Origin of the sequence: Phocaeicola sp. ICN-14070 (genome assembly GCF_037892625.1) — a bacterium.
GTDB lineage: Bacteria > Bacteroidota > Bacteroidia > Bacteroidales > Bacteroidaceae > Phocaeicola > Phocaeicola plebeius.
The window spans coordinates 58,367-77,840 of the sequence record NZ_JBBKBF010000001.1 but is presented as its reverse complement, the minus strand read 5'-3'; the positions used below and the strand labels follow the sequence as shown (position 1 = coordinate 77,840).

At 41.9% G+C, this 19,474-nt stretch carries 19 protein-coding genes and 4 tRNA genes; 15 read left to right on the top strand and 8 right to left on the bottom strand.

Translation table 11 applies throughout. From position 1 onward, the window contains the following. The first annotated feature begins 1 nt into the window (after position 1). The 4 genes from WKT20_RS00380 to WKT20_RS00365 all read left to right on the top strand — a co-directional run bounded on the left by WKT20_RS00380 (position 2) and on the right by WKT20_RS00365 (position 3,084). Positions 2–754 (top strand): tetratricopeptide repeat protein, encoded by a 753-nt coding sequence (locus WKT20_RS00380; RefSeq protein ID WP_007558281.1) that lies wholly within the window; start codon positions 2–4, stop codon positions 752–754. Positions 755–769: 15 nt separating this feature from the next. Beyond that, entirely contained in the window at positions 770–1,480 is a 711-nt protein-coding gene (locus tag WKT20_RS00375) for a phosphatase PAP2 family protein (RefSeq protein ID WP_340416610.1), read from the top strand. A gap of 118 nt (positions 1,481–1,598) precedes the next feature. Further along, entirely contained in the window at positions 1,599–1,856 is a 258-nt protein-coding gene (locus WKT20_RS00370; protein WP_022052836.1) for a hypothetical protein, read from the top strand. Positions 1,857–1,959: 103 nt separating this feature from the next. Continuing rightward, positions 1,960–3,084 (top strand): universal stress protein, encoded by a 1,125-nt coding sequence (locus WKT20_RS00365; RefSeq protein ID WP_340416609.1) that lies wholly within the window; start codon positions 1,960–1,962, stop codon positions 3,082–3,084. Between the two features lie 654 nt (positions 3,085–3,738). Here WKT20_RS00365 and WKT20_RS00360 read toward each other — a convergent pair. The 5 genes from WKT20_RS00360 to WKT20_RS00340 form a co-directional block, all read right to left on the bottom strand. Then, positions 3,739–3,815 (bottom strand) — tRNA-Arg (locus tag WKT20_RS00360). A gap of 26 nt (positions 3,816–3,841) precedes the next feature. Then, a tRNA-Arg gene (locus tag WKT20_RS00355) sits at positions 3,842–3,915 on the bottom strand. Positions 3,916–3,942: 27 nt separating this feature from the next. Beyond that, positions 3,943–4,019 (bottom strand) — tRNA-Arg (locus tag WKT20_RS00350). Positions 4,020–4,048: 29 nt separating this feature from the next. Then, a tRNA-Arg gene (locus tag WKT20_RS00345) sits at positions 4,049–4,122 on the bottom strand. An 82-nt stretch (positions 4,123–4,204) separates the two neighbouring features. Beyond that, positions 4,205–6,511, bottom strand: a complete 2,307-nt coding sequence (locus tag WKT20_RS00340) for a patatin-like phospholipase family protein (protein WP_340416608.1) — start codon at positions 6,509–6,511, stop codon at positions 4,205–4,207. A gap of 159 nt (positions 6,512–6,670) precedes the next feature. Here WKT20_RS00340 and WKT20_RS00335 point away from each other — a divergent pair, with 159 nt between their 5' ends. Both WKT20_RS00335 and WKT20_RS00330 read left to right on the top strand, forming a co-directional pair. Continuing rightward, complete coding sequence (locus tag WKT20_RS00335; protein WP_117673815.1) at positions 6,671–7,540, top strand: PepSY-like domain-containing protein; 870 nt, start codon at positions 6,671–6,673, stop codon at positions 7,538–7,540. Positions 7,541–7,718: 178 nt separating this feature from the next. Continuing rightward, positions 7,719–8,222, top strand: coding sequence for a thioredoxin family protein (locus tag WKT20_RS00330; RefSeq protein ID WP_117701886.1), 504 nt, complete (start codon positions 7,719–7,721; stop codon positions 8,220–8,222). 129 nt (positions 8,223–8,351) lie between these two features. Here WKT20_RS00330 and dapA read toward each other — a convergent pair whose 3' ends face one another. Both dapA and ligA read right to left on the bottom strand, forming a co-directional pair. Beyond that, positions 8,352–9,245 (bottom strand): 4-hydroxy-tetrahydrodipicolinate synthase, encoded by an 894-nt coding sequence (dapA, locus tag WKT20_RS00325; RefSeq protein ID WP_007558307.1) that lies wholly within the window; start codon positions 9,243–9,245, stop codon positions 8,352–8,354. A 113-nt stretch (positions 9,246–9,358) separates the two neighbouring features. Further along, complete coding sequence (gene ligA / locus WKT20_RS00320; RefSeq protein WP_118165418.1) at positions 9,359–11,359, bottom strand: NAD-dependent DNA ligase LigA; 2,001 nt, start codon at positions 11,357–11,359, stop codon at positions 9,359–9,361. 73 nt (positions 11,360–11,432) lie between these two features. On the opposite strand from ligA, the gene trmD reads away from it, so the two are divergent. The 8 genes from trmD to WKT20_RS00280 all read left to right on the top strand — a co-directional run bounded on the left by trmD (position 11,433) and on the right by WKT20_RS00280 (position 17,646). Next, complete coding sequence (gene trmD, locus WKT20_RS00315) at positions 11,433–12,113, top strand: tRNA (guanosine(37)-N1)-methyltransferase TrmD (RefSeq protein ID WP_022053273.1); 681 nt, start codon at positions 11,433–11,435, stop codon at positions 12,111–12,113. Positions 12,114–12,361: 248 nt separating this feature from the next. Next, positions 12,362–12,907 (top strand): SMI1/KNR4 family protein, encoded by a 546-nt coding sequence (locus tag WKT20_RS00310; RefSeq protein WP_340416607.1) that lies wholly within the window; start codon positions 12,362–12,364, stop codon positions 12,905–12,907. A gap of 72 nt (positions 12,908–12,979) precedes the next feature. Next, entirely contained in the window at positions 12,980–14,029 is a 1,050-nt protein-coding gene (locus WKT20_RS00305; RefSeq protein WP_340416606.1) for a DKNYY domain-containing protein, read from the top strand. A 560-nt stretch (positions 14,030–14,589) separates the two neighbouring features. Beyond that, positions 14,590–15,075 (top strand): hypothetical protein, encoded by a 486-nt coding sequence (locus tag WKT20_RS00300; protein WP_340416605.1) that lies wholly within the window; start codon positions 14,590–14,592, stop codon positions 15,073–15,075. A 317-nt stretch (positions 15,076–15,392) separates the two neighbouring features. Next, a complete protein-coding gene (locus tag WKT20_RS00295) occupies positions 15,393–15,830 on the top strand; it encodes a hypothetical protein (RefSeq protein WP_340416604.1) in 438 nt (145 codons plus the stop codon). A gap of 417 nt (positions 15,831–16,247) precedes the next feature. Beyond that, the gene (locus WKT20_RS00290; protein WP_178287817.1) at positions 16,248–16,673 is read left to right on the top strand and encodes a hypothetical protein; all 426 of its coding nucleotides are present in this window, start codon (positions 16,248–16,250) and stop codon (positions 16,671–16,673) included. 216 nt (positions 16,674–16,889) lie between these two features. Next, on the top strand, positions 16,890–17,117 hold the full coding sequence (locus WKT20_RS00285) for a hypothetical protein (protein ID WP_270765640.1): 228 nt from the start codon (positions 16,890–16,892) through the stop codon (positions 17,115–17,117). Positions 17,118–17,175: 58 nt separating this feature from the next. Further along, on the top strand, positions 17,176–17,646 hold the full coding sequence (locus tag WKT20_RS00280) for an ankyrin repeat domain-containing protein (protein ID WP_270765641.1): 471 nt from the start codon (positions 17,176–17,178) through the stop codon (positions 17,644–17,646). 62 nt (positions 17,647–17,708) lie between these two features. On the opposite strand, the gene WKT20_RS00275 is transcribed toward WKT20_RS00280, so the two are convergent. Further along, entirely contained in the window at positions 17,709–18,425 is a 717-nt protein-coding gene (locus WKT20_RS00275; protein ID WP_022053277.1) for an Abi family protein, read from the bottom strand. 513 nt (positions 18,426–18,938) lie between these two features. Between WKT20_RS00275 and WKT20_RS00270 the strand changes: the two genes are divergently transcribed. Beyond that, positions 18,939–19,337, top strand: coding sequence for an Imm50 family immunity protein (locus WKT20_RS00270; RefSeq protein ID WP_340416603.1), 399 nt, complete (start codon positions 18,939–18,941; stop codon positions 19,335–19,337). The last annotated feature ends 137 nt before the right edge of the window (positions 19,338–19,474 follow it).

The following is a 19,474-nucleotide window of genomic DNA, read 5'->3' as shown; positions in this document are numbered from 1 at the left end:
TATGAAGAAATTGTCTTTATTATTGATAGGCCTGATTGGGTATATTCAGTTTGCCGTGGCAGCTCCCACAAAGGCGGAAGCTGACGAAGCATACCAGAAGGAAAAGTTCAGCGAGGCAGCGTCCTTGTATGAAGAAATCCTGCAGACGCAGGGAGAATCGGCCGACATCTATTATAATCTTGGAAACGCGTACTTCAAGCTGAAGAATACGGCCAAGGCAGTGCTCAACTACGAACGGGCACTTCTCTTGAACCCGGGAGACGCGGATATCCGTTTTAATCTGGACATGGCACGCAGCAAGACGGTGGATAAGATTACGCCTACTGCCGAAGTGTTCATCGTGACGTGGTATAAATCGCTGGTCAACATGATGAGCGAACAGAGCTGGGGCTATGTGGGAATTTTCTCGTTCATTCTTTTGCTGATAGGAGTATCTTTTTATATCTTCGGCAACCGCCTTTGGATAAAGAAAGCCGGATTTATCGGAGCGGTGGTATTCCTGATTGTGACGGTGTGCAGCAATATTTTTGCCAGTGAGCAGAAAGCGGAGTTGGTAGACCGTACGGGAGCCATTGTGATGGAGCCGACAATCAATGTCAAGAGTACGCCGAACGAAAGCGGAACCGACTTGTTCGTGCTGCATGAAGGTACGAAAGTCTTCATCGAGGACAATTCGATGAAAGGCTGGAAGGAAATCCGCTTGGAAGACGGCAACAAAGGCTGGGTGAAGACGGAAGCAATTGAAATCATTTAATTCAAATAAGCATAAATGGCAGACATACAGCAACTCATAGAGGCCGACAAGGCTTTGCTACTTTCTCTTAACGGAAGCGACTCCTTGTTCTGGGATGGATTCATGTGGACAGTGACAGACACCAAGACATGGATTCCGGCCGTACTGGTGTTGCTGTATGTCGTGTTTAAGAATAACCGTGTGCCGCAAGGAATAGTCATCACGCTGGTGTTCGCTTTGTGCGTTACGCTGGCCGACCAGTTTGCGTCGGGACTCTGCAAGCCTTATTTTGCCCGTTTTCGTCCCACTCAAGACCCAGGACTGATGTATCTGGTGCAGACGGTGAACGACTATCGGGGAGGCTTGTATGGATTTATCTCCAGCCATGCCGCCAATACCTTTGCCGTAGCGATGTTTGCTTCGTTGCTGGTGCGCTATCTGCCTTTCACCTGCATGATGTTTCTGTGGGCAATGATTCCTTCGTACTCACGCATGTATTTAGGTGTGCATTATCCTGGTGACATTCTGTGTGGGGCAGTGGCCGGATCGGTTGTCGGTGTGCTTGTGTACCTGCTGTACGCACGTCTGCGCAAGAAATTCTTCGATTGTCCGCAGTATATTTCCACCCAGTACACCAAGGGCGGATATACCAAAGATGATATTTCCATTCTGCATGCTACACTGCTGCTGACTTATCTCTATGCGATAATCGGAGGAATGATAGTGGCAAAAGGTCTGCATTTCTGACCGGGAAGTAAGATATTTTCGAAAAAAACGGTTGGAAAGTTTGTGCTATCACAATCTTTTGCTATATTTAAATCGATATTAAAAACAACATTTTGTCTAACACTTAATTATGACTACTATGAACAGAACAATAACCTTTAACGAACTTCGTAAAATCAAAGATTCTTTGCCCACGGGAAGCATGCATCGCATTGCGGATGAGTTGAACCTCAGCGTGGAAACGGTGCGTAATTTCTTTGGCGGACATAACTTCAAGGACGGAAAAAGCGTAGGTATCCATCTCGAACCGGGTCCTGACGGCGGACTGGTGATGCTTGACGATACTACGGTACTCGATAAGGCAATAGCCATTCTGAAGGAAGAACAACGCGCTTGATATAAGATAAGGGCTGTAACAAGAGAGTGGGAGAGTATCCGTTCCTGTTACGGCCCTTATTGTTTATCCGATAATATGATATTAACCTAAAAATGCAGAAGCCATGGAAGAAAAACTTGTAACACTGGCCATTCTTACTTATTCTAAAGCCCAGATTCTAAAGAATGTGCTTGAAAATGAAGGAATTGAGGCTTGCATCCATAATGTCAACCTGATTCAGCCTGTCATTTCTTCGGGCGTGAGAATACGCATCCGCGAAAGTGATCTGCCCAGGGCATTGAAAATCATTGAAAGTTCTGCGTGGTTGGCCGAAGACGTGGTCAATGAGGAAAAAACGGAAGAAAAGCATGGCAAGCAGGTGCTGATACCGGTCGACTTTTCTGATTATTCGATGGCTGCCTGTGAATTCGGTTTCAATTTTGCAGCCAAGATACAGGCAGAAGTCGTGCTGATGCACGTGTATTTCAGTCCGGTATACATGCCGAGTTTGCAGTATGCGACAGAAAACTACGGGTTGCCGATGGAGCATGAATTGGGCATTAAGAGCATGCTCGATAGTATTCATGAACAGCTTAACAATTTGATAAACAGTATTAAAGAACGTATTCAGAAAGGAGAACTTCCTGATGTGAAGTACACCTGCACTCTGAAAGAAGGTGTACCGGAAGAAGAAATCCTGCATTATGCACGCGAGGAAAAGCCGCTCATAATCATCATGGGAACGCGCGGAAAAGGCGAGAAGGAAATGGATCTTATCGGTAGTGTAACGGCCGAAATCATCGACCGTAGCCCGGTATTTGTCTATGCCATCCCGAAAAATGCGCAGAAGAAAAACTTCGATGAAATCCATAAGGTCGCATTCTTTACCAGTTTTGACCAGCGTGACTTGATTGCATTTGACTCACTGGTAACGACTTTCAAGGATTATCATTTTGAAGTATCGTTGATCCATCTGAGCGACAATGCGCAGAAGCGTACGTGGAATGAAATCAAGCTGGTGGGCATCCAGGAATATTTCAAGAAGCAATATCCGCAGCTGACAATTGATTACGACATGTTGGGCGGAGAAAGTCTGCTTAGCAATTTGGACGCATATGTCAAGGAAAAAGGCATTGACGTGCTGTGTCTGTCAAATTACAAGCGGAACGTCTTTGCACGCTTGTTTAATCCCAGCATTGCCCGTCGGATGATTTTCCATTCCAACACGCCGATTTTGGTGATTAAATAAAGTCTTGTCATAGAAAAACGAATTCTCAGGGCCGTTTCCATCCGTGGATTCGGTCCTTGGTTTTTATTATTCGCAGAATCGATAATCTCAAGCCCCAAAAGCGAATAAAAATGGTATTGAAATCATCTGCTTATTGATGTATAGAATCGTGCGAATAAGGCCTTAAAAAACGTACTTACGTTTTAATTGGAACGCAAAGGCGTTGTAGATTAAATGCAAGTACGTTTTCCTTTAAATACACTTACATTTTTTGATAAACGCATAATGGATATAATCCGTATTATGTTTAATTAGAAAAATAACATTCTCTCTCTTTGTAGAAATGCGTTCAAAATTTTATAGGAGCAGGAAATTTCATTGTGGAAAGTAGTTCTCGCTCTGTTTTTGAGATTTTCGTATGGTGTTCTCTTCTTCCTTAGTCTTTTGAGGGGATTTCTGTAAAAAATATTTTCAGGAAACGTTGTTCTACGTTTTTTCTTACGGAAAATTAATAAAGAGTAAGCGTTGGCACATGGAAGAGTCTTTTTCTAGCAAATTTTATGTTGAATCGCAAATTCGCAGTTAAACTTGATAAACGGCCGAATCCCTTGGATTATGCTGTAGATAGCAAAGTTGCAGATACAAAAAAAGCACCTCTTTTAAAAAGGTGCTTTTTGGTGACCGCGACAGGATTCAAACCTGTAACCGGCTGATCCGTAGTCAGCTACTCTATTCAGTTGAGCTACGCGGCCAATCGTTCAAATTTTGATTAGAAAAGTGACCACGACAGGATTCAAACCTGTAACCGGCTGATCCGTAGTCAGCTACTCTATTCAGTTGAGCTACGTGGCCAATTATTTCTAAATCTTCAGTAGAAAATGGTGACCGCGACAGGATTCAAACCTGTAACCGGCTGATCCGTAGTCAGCTACTCTATTCAGTTGAGCTACGCGGCCAATCATTTCATTCAAACTAATAAGGAAGGTGACCGCGACAGGATTCAAACCTGTAACCGGCTGATCCGTAGTCAGCTACTCTATTCAGTTGAGCTACGCGGCCATGTCCTTTTTGTTTGACGGGTGCAAAGGTATGGAGTTTGTACGAAACTTCCAAATATTTCTGCGATTTTTTTCAATAAAAATTATTCCATAAACCGACTTCCAAATATCTGCCAGCCTAGTGTGAGGCCTAAATTCCAGTTGTTACTCGGTGAACTATAGTGATTTAGGTAGGCACATATGGAGCCGAAAGGAAGTCTGACTACCAGATTCAGTTCGCCCATATATTCGAACTGTGAGAACACTTTTCCATAGCGTGCTTTACCACTTTCTTCCCGAATGGGGAAAATCGGTGCGAATCCATACATGCCTAGTCTTACCTGAAGCACGCTGTTGAACTGGTAGATTGGACATACACCTGCTCCTACAAACTGATTAGCCCGGAATGCTTCGTTGTAGGTGATTCTACTGTGAGCCGTAAGTGCAAATTCTCCAGCCTGCATCATGGTAGCCCGGTAATTGTGGCTAAAGTTACGCGAAGAATAATAGGCCTTCAGGTAGGTTCCTAGCGAGAAATGAGGGTTGAGTGTATGATACTTTTCCAGTTCATAGGCTATTTGCAGCCATGATTGGATGTATTTATAGTTTTCCGTATAGGCGGGATCTTCGTTTCCTGGATAGTACCGTTCCACCCCAGTATAAATGTGTGCGGCAAGTCTTTCATGCCGTCCGGAAGTGGCAAACTGCCGGCTGTTAAGTGTATTTCCGTCCAATGCAACCGAACCGCCAAATATGGTATATTTGCTGGCGTCGCGTACGTCTGAGCTAAAGTCAATGACGTTCGTCTGGAAGTATTGGTCTTCCAACTGGCCTACCCCGATACCGAATTCTGCTTTTTGCCTGCTCAGGAAAGGCATGGATACAAACAACTTGACAAACTCTTCTTTTTGTTTGTTGAAAATCGGAGTATTTCCTTTGCTCAACAGTTTTTCCTGCTTCAGGTAGTCGAAGGTAGATAAGGAAGCAACCAGACGATACGAAGTCGGCAACCGGGTTGGCAAGTCAATACGTCCGGATAGCTGCAAGTTGTTGTAGATTTGTCCCAGCTGCCCATCCAGTGAGAATTCCTTGGATAAATTGTTCAAGTTGTGGTAGGTGGCTCCTATATATACCTGATTGGCTCCGTTTGAGCCAACGTTTCCTCCTACTCTCAGAGAGAGGTCATCCTTCATACGTACTTTCAAATCCAAATTAAAATCGTTTTCGTAGGGATTATATACCGCATGAGGAATAATCTCAGAAATCATATTATCGGATGACATCAGGCGGAAATATCCTTTCCGAAGCTCTTCCAGAGAGAATGTGCCGTCTTCTTCGCTATGGAATTCCTTACGGATGTATTTTTTCTGCTGGTCGTTTGCTCCATGAATAATGATATTGCGGAAGCGGAATTCAGGCATTTTCTTTTTGAATGCCATGCGTTCCTTCTCCAGCAAGCGATAGTCCATACGGCGCGATATCCGGTTCTTGATGGAATCCATCAGTTCCATGGTACGCTTATAGCCGATGTCGTGGAGTTCGTCAAAGCGGTTGAAGTCCATCAGGCTCACATCATCGTATTTGAAGGTCATCAGGATGCCCGTAGAATCGGGAACGGAGTAATCTGTTTTCTGCATGATCATGCTTTCCAGCTGTCCGATGATGTCTCCCTCCTGCGGTTTCCCGGGATTGGAACTTACCACGCTACCGATAATGATGTCCGGATGAAAGTCCTCCGTCATTACATTAACAGGAAAATTGTTATATATTCCTCCGTCATACGCCAGTACGGAATCTATTTCAATGGGTTTGAACATGCCAGGGAAACTCATGGAAGCACGCACGGCATCTCCCAAATCACCTTCCTTGAAGATGATTGGGCGTTTGTTATACACATCGGAAGCTACGCAGCGGAAAGGAATGAACAGATTATCAAAGTTCCCCCGGCAGAGCGCAGTAGCCTGTCCGAACAGTTCCACGAATGCCAGGTTCATCTGCAACGGGTCGACCACGCTGGAAGGCAGAAACTGTGTTTTTACCTTGTGCAGCGGATTCTTCAATGATACACGGATATTGATAAACTCCGGTGTAGGCGGATTCCGTTTGAAATAGTAGATGTATTTTTCCTGTATCCCTCCGGAATACCATCGTTTGAAATCTTCCGATTTGATGAGCTTTTCCATGTCGTCCGGCGAATAGCCCATGGCATACAGCGAACCGATGATGGCGCCCATGGAAGTACCCGTGACATAGTCGATGGGGATGTTGTTTTCTTCCAGTGCACGGATAATGCCGATGTGTGTCAGACCTTTTGCTCCGCCCCCACTGAGTACCAGTCCCACTTTCTGAGCCGATACAGTGGAGAAAAACAGACAGAAAAAGATCACAAGAATGCGGTGTATATATATCATATATAAATAGGCTAAGTTGTTGTGCCCCAAATATAGTGATAAAAATAGACTGGGCACGCGAAATCTCATTTTTTTTCCAACTTCGCAGATTATTTCAAAATCTTTTCAGAATTGTGTCAGACCTTTGTCACAAACAAAAGAAAAAAGGGACACTGAATTATGAAGAAGTTTGTATTTTGGGCAATGATGACACTAGGTGTAGTCGGCCTGCAGAGCTGTGATAAAGATGATGACGACCGTTTGCAAGTTTCGGCAAACCTGCAAGAAGCTTTTGATACCCGATACCCGAATGTATCGAGAGTGGACTGGGAACAAAAAGGTCAGTTCTATGAAGCTGAGTTTGCAGATAACGGGTATGAGAACAAAGCATGGTTTACTCCCGACGGTGTATGGGTGATGACGGAATATGACATTCCTTTTGCTCAATTACCGCAAACTGTGCAAGATGCATTTAAAACCGGTGCATACGCATCATGGAGAGTAGATGATGTGGACAAGATTGAGAAAACCGATGCCAGCGTGATTTACGTCATTGAAGTGGAATCGGGTGAGAAGGAATATGAACTTACCTATCTGGAAGATGGCACGCTGATTCGTGAAGAAGCAGAATGGGGAGAACATACTCCGGTAACTCCCGGACAGACATCGGAGGTGAAGGAGCTGGTAAAGACAAAATATCCTCAGGCTGTGATTCTGGACATTGAAGAAGAAAAAGGAGGTATCGAAGTGGAAATTAGCGACGGTGGCCGTCAGAAAGAAGTGTACTACAAACTGGCTGATGGAGTTCTTTCCTGGATGCATACTACATACGAGATAGAAGAGCGCGAATACAGTACCCTTCCCGAAGGCGTACGTCAAGCTTTGGCCGATTTGTCAGGAAGCGGAATGGAGGTCGACGATGTGGATTTCTTTGAAACAGAAACCGGAAATTACTACCGTATAGAAGTGGAAGACCGTGGGGCCGACAAGTACGTTTACGTGGCAGAAAATGGGGAGATGCTTCAGATGAAACTTAAAAATTATGCTTAAAAACATAAAATATTAGACTTTTCTGAACTTTTTAGGGAAATAAACCGTATATTTGCAACGGATTTCCCAGATTCACGTGGCCGGGCAGTCCTGCTGTTCCGGCCACAGAAGTAATGTTCCGGGCAGGAAATCACTGTAAGGACACAGTACCGGATAGTATTAACTAAAATCAAATTACATGCTTAAAAATGTAAAGTGGTTTTTTGTTGTATTAGTATTCAGTTCCTTCATTTCTCTGTCATTTGACAAGAGAAAGACTCCCACCGAGAAACTTCCGCTTGGGGCTCAGGCTCCGGAGTTAGTGCTCGGAAAAGAAAAGCAGCCGCTCAGCCTGCAAGCCGCAAAAGGCAATTACATCCTGCTGAGCTTTTGGGCCAGTTACGACGCCGCATCGCGTACACGCAATGCCAGACTGCACAATGTGGTTTCGGACGACGCCCGTGTTGAGATGATTTCCATTTCATTCGACCGCTACCAGTCGGTATTCAACGCTGCGGTTCGCCAGGACGGTATCAGCGATAACGTCTATCAGGAAATGGAAGGTGAAAATTCGGAGATATTCAAGTCGTACGACCTGAAGCACGGATTCATCAATTACCTGGTGAACGACCGTGGAGCCATTGTGGCAAAGAATGTAACTCCCTCCGAACTGGCATCGCTTCTGCATCAGGCAGAAAATTGATGCCCGCCCTTTGAAGAAGATGACTTTGGATACAACAAAAAGCAAAGAGATTTCAAATCAGACAGGTTCTGTACAGATTTGAAATCTCTTTTTTTTATGCGGTCACGGCAGGACTCTGCCGTGATTTTTTTAGCATTTTATTTTCAGCTCATCCAGTATGCGGCGCATCTGTTCGTAAGTAGTGATGCGGGTAGGAACCAGCGGCAAGCGCAGACGGTTCTCAATCATTCCCATCATGCTGAGCATGGCTTTCACTCCGGCAGGGTTACCGTCGACAAACAGCAGCTTGAACAGCTCCGTAAACTGGTGATGGATGGTCAGCGCATTGTTGTAGTCGCCGGCCAGTGCCAGACGTGTCATGCGGCTGAACTCACGCGGAAAGGCATTTCCGATAACGGAGATAACGCCCACGGCTCCCAAGGTAATCAGCGGGAAGGTAATACCGTCGTCGCCCGAGATTACGTCGAAATTCTCCGGTTTGTTCTTGATGATATCGTCCATCTGTGTAATGTTGCCCGATGCTTCCTTGATAGCCACGATGTTCTTGAAGTCGCGTGCCAGACGCAAGGTTGTTTCGGCCGTCATGTTCACACCGGTACGTCCCGGCACATTGTAAAGCACTACCGGAAGATCTGTAGCTTCGGCAATGGCTTTATAGTGCTGGTAAATGCCTTCCTGTGAAGGTTTATTATAATAAGGAACGGCCACCAGTACGGCATCCACTCCTGTGAAGTCCTCATTTTTCAGCGTGTTGAGCACCGTCTGCGTGCAGTTGCTGCTGATGCCCAGCAAAATTGGCACACGACCGTTGACGCGTTCTATCACCACTTTCTTGATTTGTCTTTTTTCTTCCTCAGTCAGTGTCGGTGTTTCCGCAGTGGTACCCAGTACACAGAGAAAATCCACCCCATTTTGTACCTGATATTCAACGAGTCGTACCAGCGCGTTATAATCCACGCTACCGTCGCTCTTGAAGGGAGTAATCAGAGCCACCCCCATTCCTTTCAGTCTTCTTACTATCATAAATGAAATATAATCACTTTAACAAGTGTACAAAAGTACGAATATTTTCAATTTAACCTATAGATTTAATCGTTTTTTTGCCTTTTATAAATAATTTGTAAAGGACTGGCACTTTATTCGCCGATCATTCCGAGAAACTCCTCTTCATTTACGATGCGGATGCCCAGTTTTTCTGCTTTTTCCAGCTTGCTGGGGCCCATGTTCTCTCCGGCCAGAATGAAGCTTGTTTTCTTGGAGATGCTGCCCACGTTCTTTCCGCCATGCTTTTCGATAAGTGCCTTGTATTCGTCGCGCGAGTGGCGGGCAAATACGCCGCTGATGACGATGGACTGGCCTTGCAGCTTGTCGGTCTGTCCGGCTGTCTCTTCCTCACTGATGGCCATCTGCACTCCGGCTTCACGCAGGCGTTCGATGAGCTGGAGATTCTTCTCGCTGTGGAAATAACGCAGGATACTCTGTGCAATCTTTTCGCCGATTTCGTCCACGTGAATCAGGTCGTCCAGCGTAGCCGATTTCAGGTCGTCGATGGAGCGGAACGCACGTGCCACTTTCTTGGCCACGGTTTCGCCCACAAAGCGGATGCCCAGTGCAAAGATGACACGCTCGTAGGGAACGGTCTTCGATTTCTCTACTCCCTGTATGATGTTCTCGGCCGATTTTTCTCCCATGCGGTTCAGGCGGCAGATGTCCGCAGCTTGCAGCGCGTAGAGGTCGGCCACATCGTGAATCAGTCCCTCCTGATAGAACTGGTCGACGGTTTCCGGTCCCAGTCCTTCGATGTTCATGGCACGACGGCTGATGAAATGCTCGATGCGGCCCTTTATCTGTGTAGGGCAACCGTCTTCGTTCGTACAGTAATGTGCGGCTTCGTCCTCGTAGCGTACCAGTCGGCTGCCGCATTCCGGACAGTGTGTGATGAAAGTTACCTTCTCGCTTCCTTCCGGACGTGCGTCCTTATCCACTCCCGTAATCTTCGGAATGATTTCGCCGCCCTTTTCCACGTACACCATATCGCCCAAATGCAGGTCGAGCGACTCGATGATGTCGGCATTGTGGAGAGAAGCACGTTTCACCACCGTACCCGAAAGCTGAACCGGTTCTAGATTGGCTACGGGGGTTACTGCTCCCGTACGTCCCACCTGATACGTCACCTTCAGCAGTTTGGTGCAAGCCTGTTCCGCCTGAAATTTATAAGCGATGGCCCAGCGCGGCGACTTGGCCGTGAAACCCAGGTTGCGCTGCTGGCGCTGTGAGTTTACCTTCAGCACAATGCCGTCGGTAGCCACCGGCAGATTCTTGCGCTCCAAGTCCCAGTAGTTGATAAAGTCGAATACCTCTTCCAGCGTACGGGCCTTGCGCATGTGCGACGACACCTTGAAACCCCAGCGTGCCGCTTCCTGCAAGTTTTCATAATGCCCGTCGTGCGGCAGTTCCTCGCCCAACAGATAGTATAGGTAGGCATCCAGCTTGCGCGAAGCCACTACTGCCGAGTTCTGCGACTTGAGCGTACCCGAAGCCGCATTACGCGGATTGGCAAAAAGCGGTTCCTCACGCTGCTCACGTTCGCGGTTCAGTTCCTCGAACACCGTCCACGGCATCAGAATCTCACCGCGGATTTCAAACCGGCGGGGATAACCATCGCCCGACAGACGCAGCGGAATGGAACGGATGGTCTTCACGTTGTCCGTCACGTCATCGCCCCGTACACCGTCGCCACGCGTCACCGCCTGCACCAGTCGTCCGTCTTCGTAGGTCAGCGAGATGGACGTACCGTCAAACTTCAGCTCGCAGCAGATTTCGAAGTCCTCGTTCAGTGCCTTCCGCACACGTTCGTAGAACTCCCGCACCTCTGTCTCGGAATACGTGTTGCCCAGTGAGAGCATAGGATACTTGTGTTCCACCTGGCGGAACTCCTTGTTCAGGTCGCTGCCCACGCGCACGCTCGGCGAGTTCTCGTCGTAGTGTTCGGGGTGTTTCGCTTCCAAATCCTGCAGCTCGCGCATGAGCCGGTCGAATTCCTGGTCGCTGATGGTTGGTGCATTGAGAATGTAGTAGTTATGATTATGCGTGTGTAACTCTTCACGCAGCTGGTCGATTCTTTCTATTTCTGTCATGACATTAAAGCGTAATGTTTCATGCAAAAGTAGCAAAAATATTCGTACTTTTGCAAAAAACAATCGCAGACAAATGAGAATAGACATTATAACCGTATTGCCGGAAATGATTGAAGGATTCTTCAATTACTCCATCATGAGCCGTGCTCAGAAGAAAGGAATTGCCGAGATTCACATCCATAACCTGCGCGATTACGCGTACGACCGTTACCGTAAGGTGGACGATTATCCGTTCGGGGGATGTGCCGGCATGGTGATGAAGATTGAGCCGATTGACCGGTGTATCTCTGCACTGAAGGCGGAACGTCATTACGACGAGGTGATTTTCACGACGCCCGACGGCGAGCAGTTCAACCAGAAGATGGCCAACACGCTGTCGCTGTCGCAGAACCTGATTATTCTGTGTGGACACTTCAAGGGCATCGACTACCGCATCCGCGAGCATTTCATCACGAAGGAAATCAGCATTGGTGACTATGTGCTGACGGGCGGCGAGCTGGCGGCAGCGGTGATTGCCGATTCGATTGTCCGCATCATTCCGGGAGTGATTTCCGATGAGCAGTCGGCTTTGTCCGATTCGTTCCAGGACAACCTGCTGGCTCCTCCGGTGTACACGCGTCCGGCAGAATACAACGGCTGGAAGGTGCCCGACATTTTGCTGTCCGGCCATGAAGCGAAGATTCGTGAATGGGAGTTCCAGCAGTCGCTTGAACGGACCCAGCGTTTGCGTCCGGATTTGCTGGAAGGGAAATAAAATAAAGTATTTGATATTTCGGACGTAATGTACAGGAGAGTGCATTACGTCCGAAATGCTTATATGCATGTCGGAAAGTATTATTCCATCTCTTCTTTTGTTTGCTTTAGGTCTTTCTTTTGACGTGAATAGCACTCTAATCAGTTGCCTTTTTCTTTCTTGTGTTTATTCTTCTATTGTAGGATAATTTATATCTAATTTATTCTTTATAAAGAGAATAGAATGGTTATCGAGGGGAATTATGAAGAATGTTTCATATATTTGTATATGAACATCGTTTTACGATATCGTTAGTGAGAAACCTGGAAAGTAATGTATTAACCTATCTAAATAAATATGGAAAAGAAAGAATTGGAAAAGCTCCTCATATTGCCGAGTATGCCTGGCTTAATGTTATGTACCCATGTGTCACGGAAACAGAAGTTTGCGATTTGGAGAAGAGATTGGGAATCGCTATACCTAAAGTTTACAAGGATTTTCTGATGAATGTATCCAATGGCTTTGATATAATGAATTGCACATTGGCATTGCATGGTTGCAGGACATCCTATGACAGAAGCGATTTGGATTCATGGTATCTTTTGGGTACTTATGAATATGACGGCTCAAAACTCTATCTCAATACGTTGGATGATAAGATATGCTATTGTGACCGCTATGATGCGACACCGCTTAAATCATGGGATTCGCTATCGGCAATGCTGACTTCTGAGATTGAGAGGATATTTGGTCTGTTTGATGCGGATGGACATTGTATCGATGAAGATGTTCCGACAACGCCGGTCGTAATATAATACACTATCTTTGATTGACATTATCTTAATCATACGACTATTCTAAGCCCTTTGGCGGAAAGGAGGCAAGCGATGAAAAAACAAGAATTAAAGATGTATTCTAAAATAGTAACTATTATAGCTTCCATAATTGGTCTGTTTGTTTTTGTGTCGCTGTATTTAGTTTTACCTATTCCTAGAGGTAATAAAGTTGATAGTGATTATTATACCTACTATAAAAATATCAGAGGAATATACTATATCTCGGTTGAACATTCGCTTGAATTGATAAATCACGGCAGTTGGGGCTACCTCAAAGATGTGGACGAATCAACATTTACGGTATTAGATAACCAATGGGCAAAGGATGCAACCCATGTCTGGTTTGGAGACAAGTTGATAGAAAACGTAGATGCCAAAACATTCCATATCAATGCCAGTGGAGTTGCTGTGGATAAAGACAATGTATATATCCGAGACTATTCGGGTAGCGGTTCATACAGTTCCTACATAAGCCCTTCTCACAGTGGCATAGATGTCGAAACAGCAGAATACTTTGTGTATCGTCTCGGTTCCAAACAGGACGAATGGATGCGGGATAAAGACTACGTTTATCACTATGATAAGAGAACGGATGTTGACAGAAACAGTTTTAGAATTATAGGGGAAGACTGGTTTATTGATAAGAACTATGTCTATCTGACCGTGTATAATAATAAAACTCAAGCGTGGGATTTATGTCGTATAGACTCCTTACAACATCCTATCGAGCCGGGGTACTGTTATTTCCGCAATGGCAGGAATGTCATTTATGGTGATTCTGTAATTATCCGGGATATAGATATTCGGCGTTTTGAGGAAATCGGTGTCGGCAAATATTTAGTTAATGATATGCTTTTCTTGAATGGAGAACCTTTCCTCAAAGATTCATTGGACGTAAAAAATGCCACATTCTATTTTTACGGGCGCATTGCAACCGACAAACATCATGTCTTCTTTGACAGGAAGCAACTGGATGATATCGACGCCGTTACTTTTCGTCAAATAAGCGATGAGGTCTTTGAAGATAGAAGCTGCATCTATATCATAAAAGAAAATTCATGGAAAGAAGATTATCCATTCGATAAAAAAAGGAAAGAGTAATCAAATGTTTTGATAAATGTTGTTTATCAGTCGGTTAAGTTAGACTGCTAAAAATCTAAAATAAAGTGATATGGAAAGTAAAATCTGGTGGAGTATTGTACTACTTATAATAAGTTGTGTCATGCTATTTACAATACGGAAAAGAAATCCAACAGGTAGCATTAAGAATGGCATTTGCTGGATAATTGTTATAGTCTCAACTATTTTTAGTTTACTTGAACTTGTTCTCAGTAAGTATGAAAATATATGTATAATGCTAATAGGGCTGAATGTCATCATATTTATAAAATTGACAAGTAAAGTAGAGAAGCCTCGATTTGATCAAATATATTTTAATATCCTAGCGTTGTATGCTATAGGAATAATGTTATTACTGTATGGTGTTTTAAGGATGTTGTCGTTAGTATAGTGTTACATCATAAACAGGCTATGAATGATAGTTACTATAGAAAAAAGAGATATTTCTTTTAATAGACTGATTGATAATTCGATATAGAATTCGTAACTTTGGTTATACTCTTGATAATATGAAATGATGCACCAATAAACGGATAATAAATATGTCTTCACGTAAAATACTGTATGCGCTGTTGTGCCTGTCGATATATGCAATATGTTTGCTTGTATTCTTTCCAAGCGAGAAGCCGCAATATCCGTTTGTCTCTAAGGAGGACTACACGGGTTATCTTGACTACAAGACTTCCGGTTATTCAGAGAATTATGACGCTGACTCTATCCTGATGAAAGATATCTCGTTTGTCTTTGATATGAAAGCTCTTATAGACATGTCATCCCTAAGCTATGACTTTATGATAATACGAGGGGGAGTAATATATAAGGGACCATTCAAGAAAAATATAACGGTTAAGAATGTACCTTTCATAATGGATAACAATCTTACGAGAATCAATACCATATCTTTTGCTTTATTGGACCATACCAACAAACAAGTATATACGTGGTTCAAGAAGGAATCTTACTATCTATACAAAAAAGATAAATATCACATTACTCTTAAGAACAATGGTGAATTCTCGATAAGGTAATCCTTCATTGAAGAATACCGTTACTATTTGGGTGGGAGGCAACCGTATAGTGAACTAATTGTATGATTATGAATAATTTCATATTGTAATATTGTTGGCCGTCATCACGGAGATATGAGGAATGTTATGTATATTTGTGGAAATTAAGCGTATTCTCGGCTCAGTTTGCGCTTGCCTTTGACTTAAATATGTATTTAAACTCGATACGATATACCACTTGCATAGCATTATTTAGAGGATTTATCAGAATTTGGCACAAGTGAGTATAAATATAAAATGCTAATCATCGATTTCTTAAAAAGCAAAGATAAGGTTAAATGAAAAAAATGATAATTATATTATTGTCCCTTATTATTGGATATGCACTATATTGGGGCATATCCAACGATGATTATAAAATGGATAAAAAACGAAGTATCGTAGGTGAATATAAATTAGATATATATCGTACGGAACTTAGCACTTATAAGGATTCAATAGATAAGTACAAACATTTAATACTGACTTTCAATCGAGATATGACCTTTTCTTTGAATTTCCCAGTGCCTTTTATGGCAGCTTCTCATGGTATATGGGAAGTTGGAGGCATGGATGAGTGGTGTAAATTGATTTATTCTAATAATATTGTTGACCAATTCGGGATTCCTTATTATGATAACGGAGATTCTATACTATATATCAATTCTGCGACCCCACATTACTCTCAAAGAAATATATCTGAGGTATATAAAATTTTCTTTGTAAAAATAAAATAATATCCATCGTTTATGTAGGCGCATGGACATACAATAGCTACAATCCTATTATTAAAGGCACTGGAACGTAACAAGATAAAAGCAATAATTCATGAATGAGTATAAAATTATTGACAATCTTCCTTTCGGATTTGATTTATATTCTATTTGGACAAGCTATATTTAATTTGATATATTTCTACAAACAAGGGCTCAAGATTTCCAGCATACAGTAGTACCATTATTTCCCCATAAATACGAGTAGAAGATTCAACTAAACATTTGATTCTGAATAATTTTCAATTGTTACAAAGGTAGTCTGTCTTTTATGAGAGATTATTGAAAATATATTCTATATTTGTAAATAGCCATTGATTTACAATATCTTTGGCGAAAATCCGGAAATAATAGTACTAATCGTCAGATAAAAGAATAGTCATGGATAAGAAAGATTTGGAAAAACTGTTAATGCGATTCTCTCATTTGGGAGTTTCTCATTCAAAAAATGGTACATTGTTTAATTTTATATTGTTTTTTTTTCTTATAAGTTGTTCACCAACCAGTATTAAACTGGTAGATGACTACTATATATATTCTCCTGACGATTATTATGCTACACATTATTTAAAATGTAAATTGTCAAGTGATCATGACCCTGTAATCGATAGTGTACGTGCAGTTTATTGGAATGATTCAACTATAATAATTAGACGCGAAGGGAGAACGTATAATTGGTGGGTTATAAAATCATCTGGTGAAAAATTGAAATGCTGTAATAATGATTCAATAATCGGGCCTATTTCAGAGCATTTTGTAAAGGCTTATATGGCTAATACAAAATTTAATAGGTTTGTTTTTAACTAAAACTTGAGAGTGTAAAAAATGTATTAGACTATCATAATTATAGATACAGATTCTATTTCAATTGCCTTTGCATTGGAGGTCTTAAATCATAAAAGACTGGATTTGTTAATATACAATTCCCAGCTACAAGACTATAAAGATGAAAACTGTACGTTACTGAAACAATCTAAATAAATCAACTGGAGTATTAGGAGGAAAAGCAATAAGAATGAAAATATGATAAAAGCATGGATAACAGATTATTTGGGGGCATTATTAAGATTTACATATTATAAATATGTTAAGAGGAAAAAAGTTATATATTCAAATTTTCTCACAGGTGTAAATACGCCTCGAACAAAAGTAGATAAAGCATTGTATGATAATAATTATGGCAAGAATAGAATATGGTGTGCCGGTTTTCTCTTAATACTAGCTGGTATTTTAGGAATATGTTTTTCTTAATATAATGAAAACTCGGAGTACACAGGAATCATTGAAAAAACAAATAAAAGACATAAATATGAAAAATAATGAAATTTTCTCAATAATCAGACTTGGTACATACGCACTGTACGAAAAGAGTATTGTTGGGGTAGATATTGATTGCTGTAATGAGTATAAGCAAAATCTGCTGCAAGAGGCTATTGCCGCCTGCAAGAATGACATAGCAAAAGATTTAATAAATAGGAATATAGACCTAAATCATCAGGATTCAAATGGGCAAACGCCTTTGCATTACTGTGCCCAATACCTCAATATTGAGATAGCAAGGTTGCTGTTGAGCAAAAATGCGGATATTAATATTGAGGATGCCTACGGCAATAATCCCTTGTGGACTGCGGTATTTAATGCAAGAGGTGACTATCGAATGGTAGAACTATTCATCGAATACAATGCAAATATTTACCATTTAAATAAAGCAGGTCGGTCTTCATTGGATTTCGCCAAACAAATTGATGACACGAAACTCGTACAAATCTTGTCCAAATAAACTTATATCATAACGTTTGTAAGATGAAGCAACAAAGAGACACCAAGCCCAATAAGAACCAATCATTGTTTTTGTTTATTTTCTTCTTTTTCTATTATCTTACATACTTTATCCACCTCTCTTAGCGAGGGCATAATCTCTGGGTCTATCCATGTGAGAAAATCACTAATTATCATATACATATTCTTCACATAGGAGAAGTCGCATTTTCTATTTACGAAACATATCGGCTCGTTATGGTTGATGCGGTTGCGCAGTTCACGAACCTTCACTATAATATCGTTAATCTCCTTTCGTCCGTACCCGGAAGGCAGCTTCTTGAAAATCCGGCATGGTACACCAGCCAAAAGCGCATAGTGGTGCGTTTCATAAAAACTATTCCAGAATCCCAAGGTCTGTTCAGCTATTACCCTGCCAGTCGTAACCTTGACCCCCCGGTCGGCTATTTTCTTTTCTGCTTTCAGAACTTCTTTTAAGATATAGTCATTGGTAACTTTTTTCTTTGTCCGCTTGTTCGTGTATGTCAGAGAAGAAGCAACCATGAATCCGGACTTCTGGTTGATAATCCAGTTTCCGTCGGAGAAATGGCGTGCCAGCGCATAATGCAACTGGTTACGCAATATGACCTCAAAGGAAGACAGCAACGGATGAAATGCCTGTGCTATCTTCATGTTGGCAAAATAGAGCATGACTGCCTTGTTTTTGTTGCGGTTGGTCGCCTTGTAATATTTGGAAACTCTCGAATTAGAATATAATCTGACTACTTTTTTATATTTCATTTTGCTTATTCAAATAAAAACCGTACCTTTGCATTGTAATGCTTGGTAAAGCCTCTGTTATCAAAACACGTAACCAAGTTAAGGATATACCCGTTCATCAAGAACGGGTTTTTTCGTTTATAACTATCCCATCTGTTTTACCCTACAAAAATAGCGAAAAAAGAAGGTCATGGAAAGTACTTCAGACCATTTTTAATATCAAGAATATAAATCTCTTTTAGGGATACCACCAACATTTACTACAGATGTTATTTCTTGATATTAGTTGATAATTATATCAAAAATTCTACATCTCTGATAATTCCTCAAAACGATGGTTTAAGAGATCCCTATATTTCTATTTTGAGAAGTCATATAAATATCTTATTTTCACTTCCCAAAATATTTCCTAAAACAGAAAGTAAATTATGGAAGTAATGGACACAGTACCTCTTTGGGGTAAAATGCTCGGTATGTAATATATCCAGGTACAGAAAACATTATATTTATGATAAATGAATAATAAAAATATTTATGTGGTCAATTATTGATGGAAAAGAAAAAGTAGAAAAACTGTATAACGGTATTTTGCCAGATTTGGAATCTATATATATCCATGAATTTACAATAATAACAGGTGAAGACATTGAGTTAGATATAAGATTTGATATAAAGGACATGCCTAAAGATATGCCTTCTAAGTGGATAGAAAGAAAGATAAATATAGTTCAGTTTGTATTCGGTTTTCTAAGTGTAAAATTCATTGAGTTTAATATAGATGAAGACTTTAAAAAAGAATGTATTTTAAAAAGTGAGAAAATAGCAATTGATAAGAATAAGATTACGATAATAAGCAGTGAAGGAAAAGTTGAATTATCTTTTTTGTCAAAATGGAGTTATATCAAAAGTATGTCCGGATACCAGCAGGATTAGGTGTTGAAGTAATTATTCAAGTGATTCCCAGTACACCTTACAGCGGCTCTTTCCCTCTCAAAAAAACGCAAGTTCGTTTCATTTAAAACGCCTTTACGTTTTAGGTAAAACGCACTTGCGTTTAAAAGAAAACGTCC

Bases quoted from the DNA above. Each gene is read 5' to 3' on its own strand.
- WKT20_RS00380 (WP_007558281.1), top strand. From the start codon at position 2: ATGAAGAAATTGTCTTTATTATTGATAGGCCTGATTGGGTATATTCAG.
- WKT20_RS00375 (WP_340416610.1), top strand. From the start codon at position 770: ATGGCAGACATACAGCAACTCATAGAGGCCGACAAGGCTTTGCTACTT.
- WKT20_RS00370 (WP_022052836.1), top strand. From the start codon at position 1,599: ATGAACAGAACAATAACCTTTAACGAACTTCGTAAAATCAAAGATTCT.
- WKT20_RS00365 (WP_340416609.1), top strand. From the start codon at position 1,960: ATGGAAGAAAAACTTGTAACACTGGCCATTCTTACTTATTCTAAAGCC.
- WKT20_RS00340 (WP_340416608.1), bottom strand. From the start codon at position 6,511: ATGATATATATACACCGCATTCTTGTGATCTTTTTCTGTCTGTTTTTC.
- WKT20_RS00335 (WP_117673815.1), top strand. From the start codon at position 6,671: ATGAAGAAGTTTGTATTTTGGGCAATGATGACACTAGGTGTAGTCGGC.
- WKT20_RS00330 (WP_117701886.1), top strand. From the start codon at position 7,719: ATGCTTAAAAATGTAAAGTGGTTTTTTGTTGTATTAGTATTCAGTTCC.
- dapA (WP_007558307.1), bottom strand. From the start codon at position 9,245: ATGATAGTAAGAAGACTGAAAGGAATGGGGGTGGCTCTGATTACTCCC.
- ligA (WP_118165418.1), bottom strand. From the start codon at position 11,359: ATGACAGAAATAGAAAGAATCGACCAGCTGCGTGAAGAGTTACACACG.
- trmD (WP_022053273.1), top strand. From the start codon at position 11,433: ATGAGAATAGACATTATAACCGTATTGCCGGAAATGATTGAAGGATTC.
- WKT20_RS00310 (WP_340416607.1), top strand. From the start codon at position 12,362: ATGTTTCATATATTTGTATATGAACATCGTTTTACGATATCGTTAGTG.
- WKT20_RS00305 (WP_340416606.1), top strand. From the start codon at position 12,980: ATGAAAAAACAAGAATTAAAGATGTATTCTAAAATAGTAACTATTATA.
- WKT20_RS00300 (WP_340416605.1), top strand. From the start codon at position 14,590: ATGTCTTCACGTAAAATACTGTATGCGCTGTTGTGCCTGTCGATATAT.
- WKT20_RS00295 (WP_340416604.1), top strand. From the start codon at position 15,393: ATGAAAAAAATGATAATTATATTATTGTCCCTTATTATTGGATATGCA.
- WKT20_RS00290 (WP_178287817.1), top strand. From the start codon at position 16,248: ATGGATAAGAAAGATTTGGAAAAACTGTTAATGCGATTCTCTCATTTG.
- WKT20_RS00285 (WP_270765640.1), top strand. From the start codon at position 16,890: ATGATAAAAGCATGGATAACAGATTATTTGGGGGCATTATTAAGATTT.
- WKT20_RS00280 (WP_270765641.1), top strand. From the start codon at position 17,176: ATGAAAAATAATGAAATTTTCTCAATAATCAGACTTGGTACATACGCA.
- WKT20_RS00275 (WP_022053277.1), bottom strand. From the start codon at position 18,425: ATGAAATATAAAAAAGTAGTCAGATTATATTCTAATTCGAGAGTTTCC.
- WKT20_RS00270 (WP_340416603.1), top strand. From the start codon at position 18,939: ATGTGGTCAATTATTGATGGAAAAGAAAAAGTAGAAAAACTGTATAAC.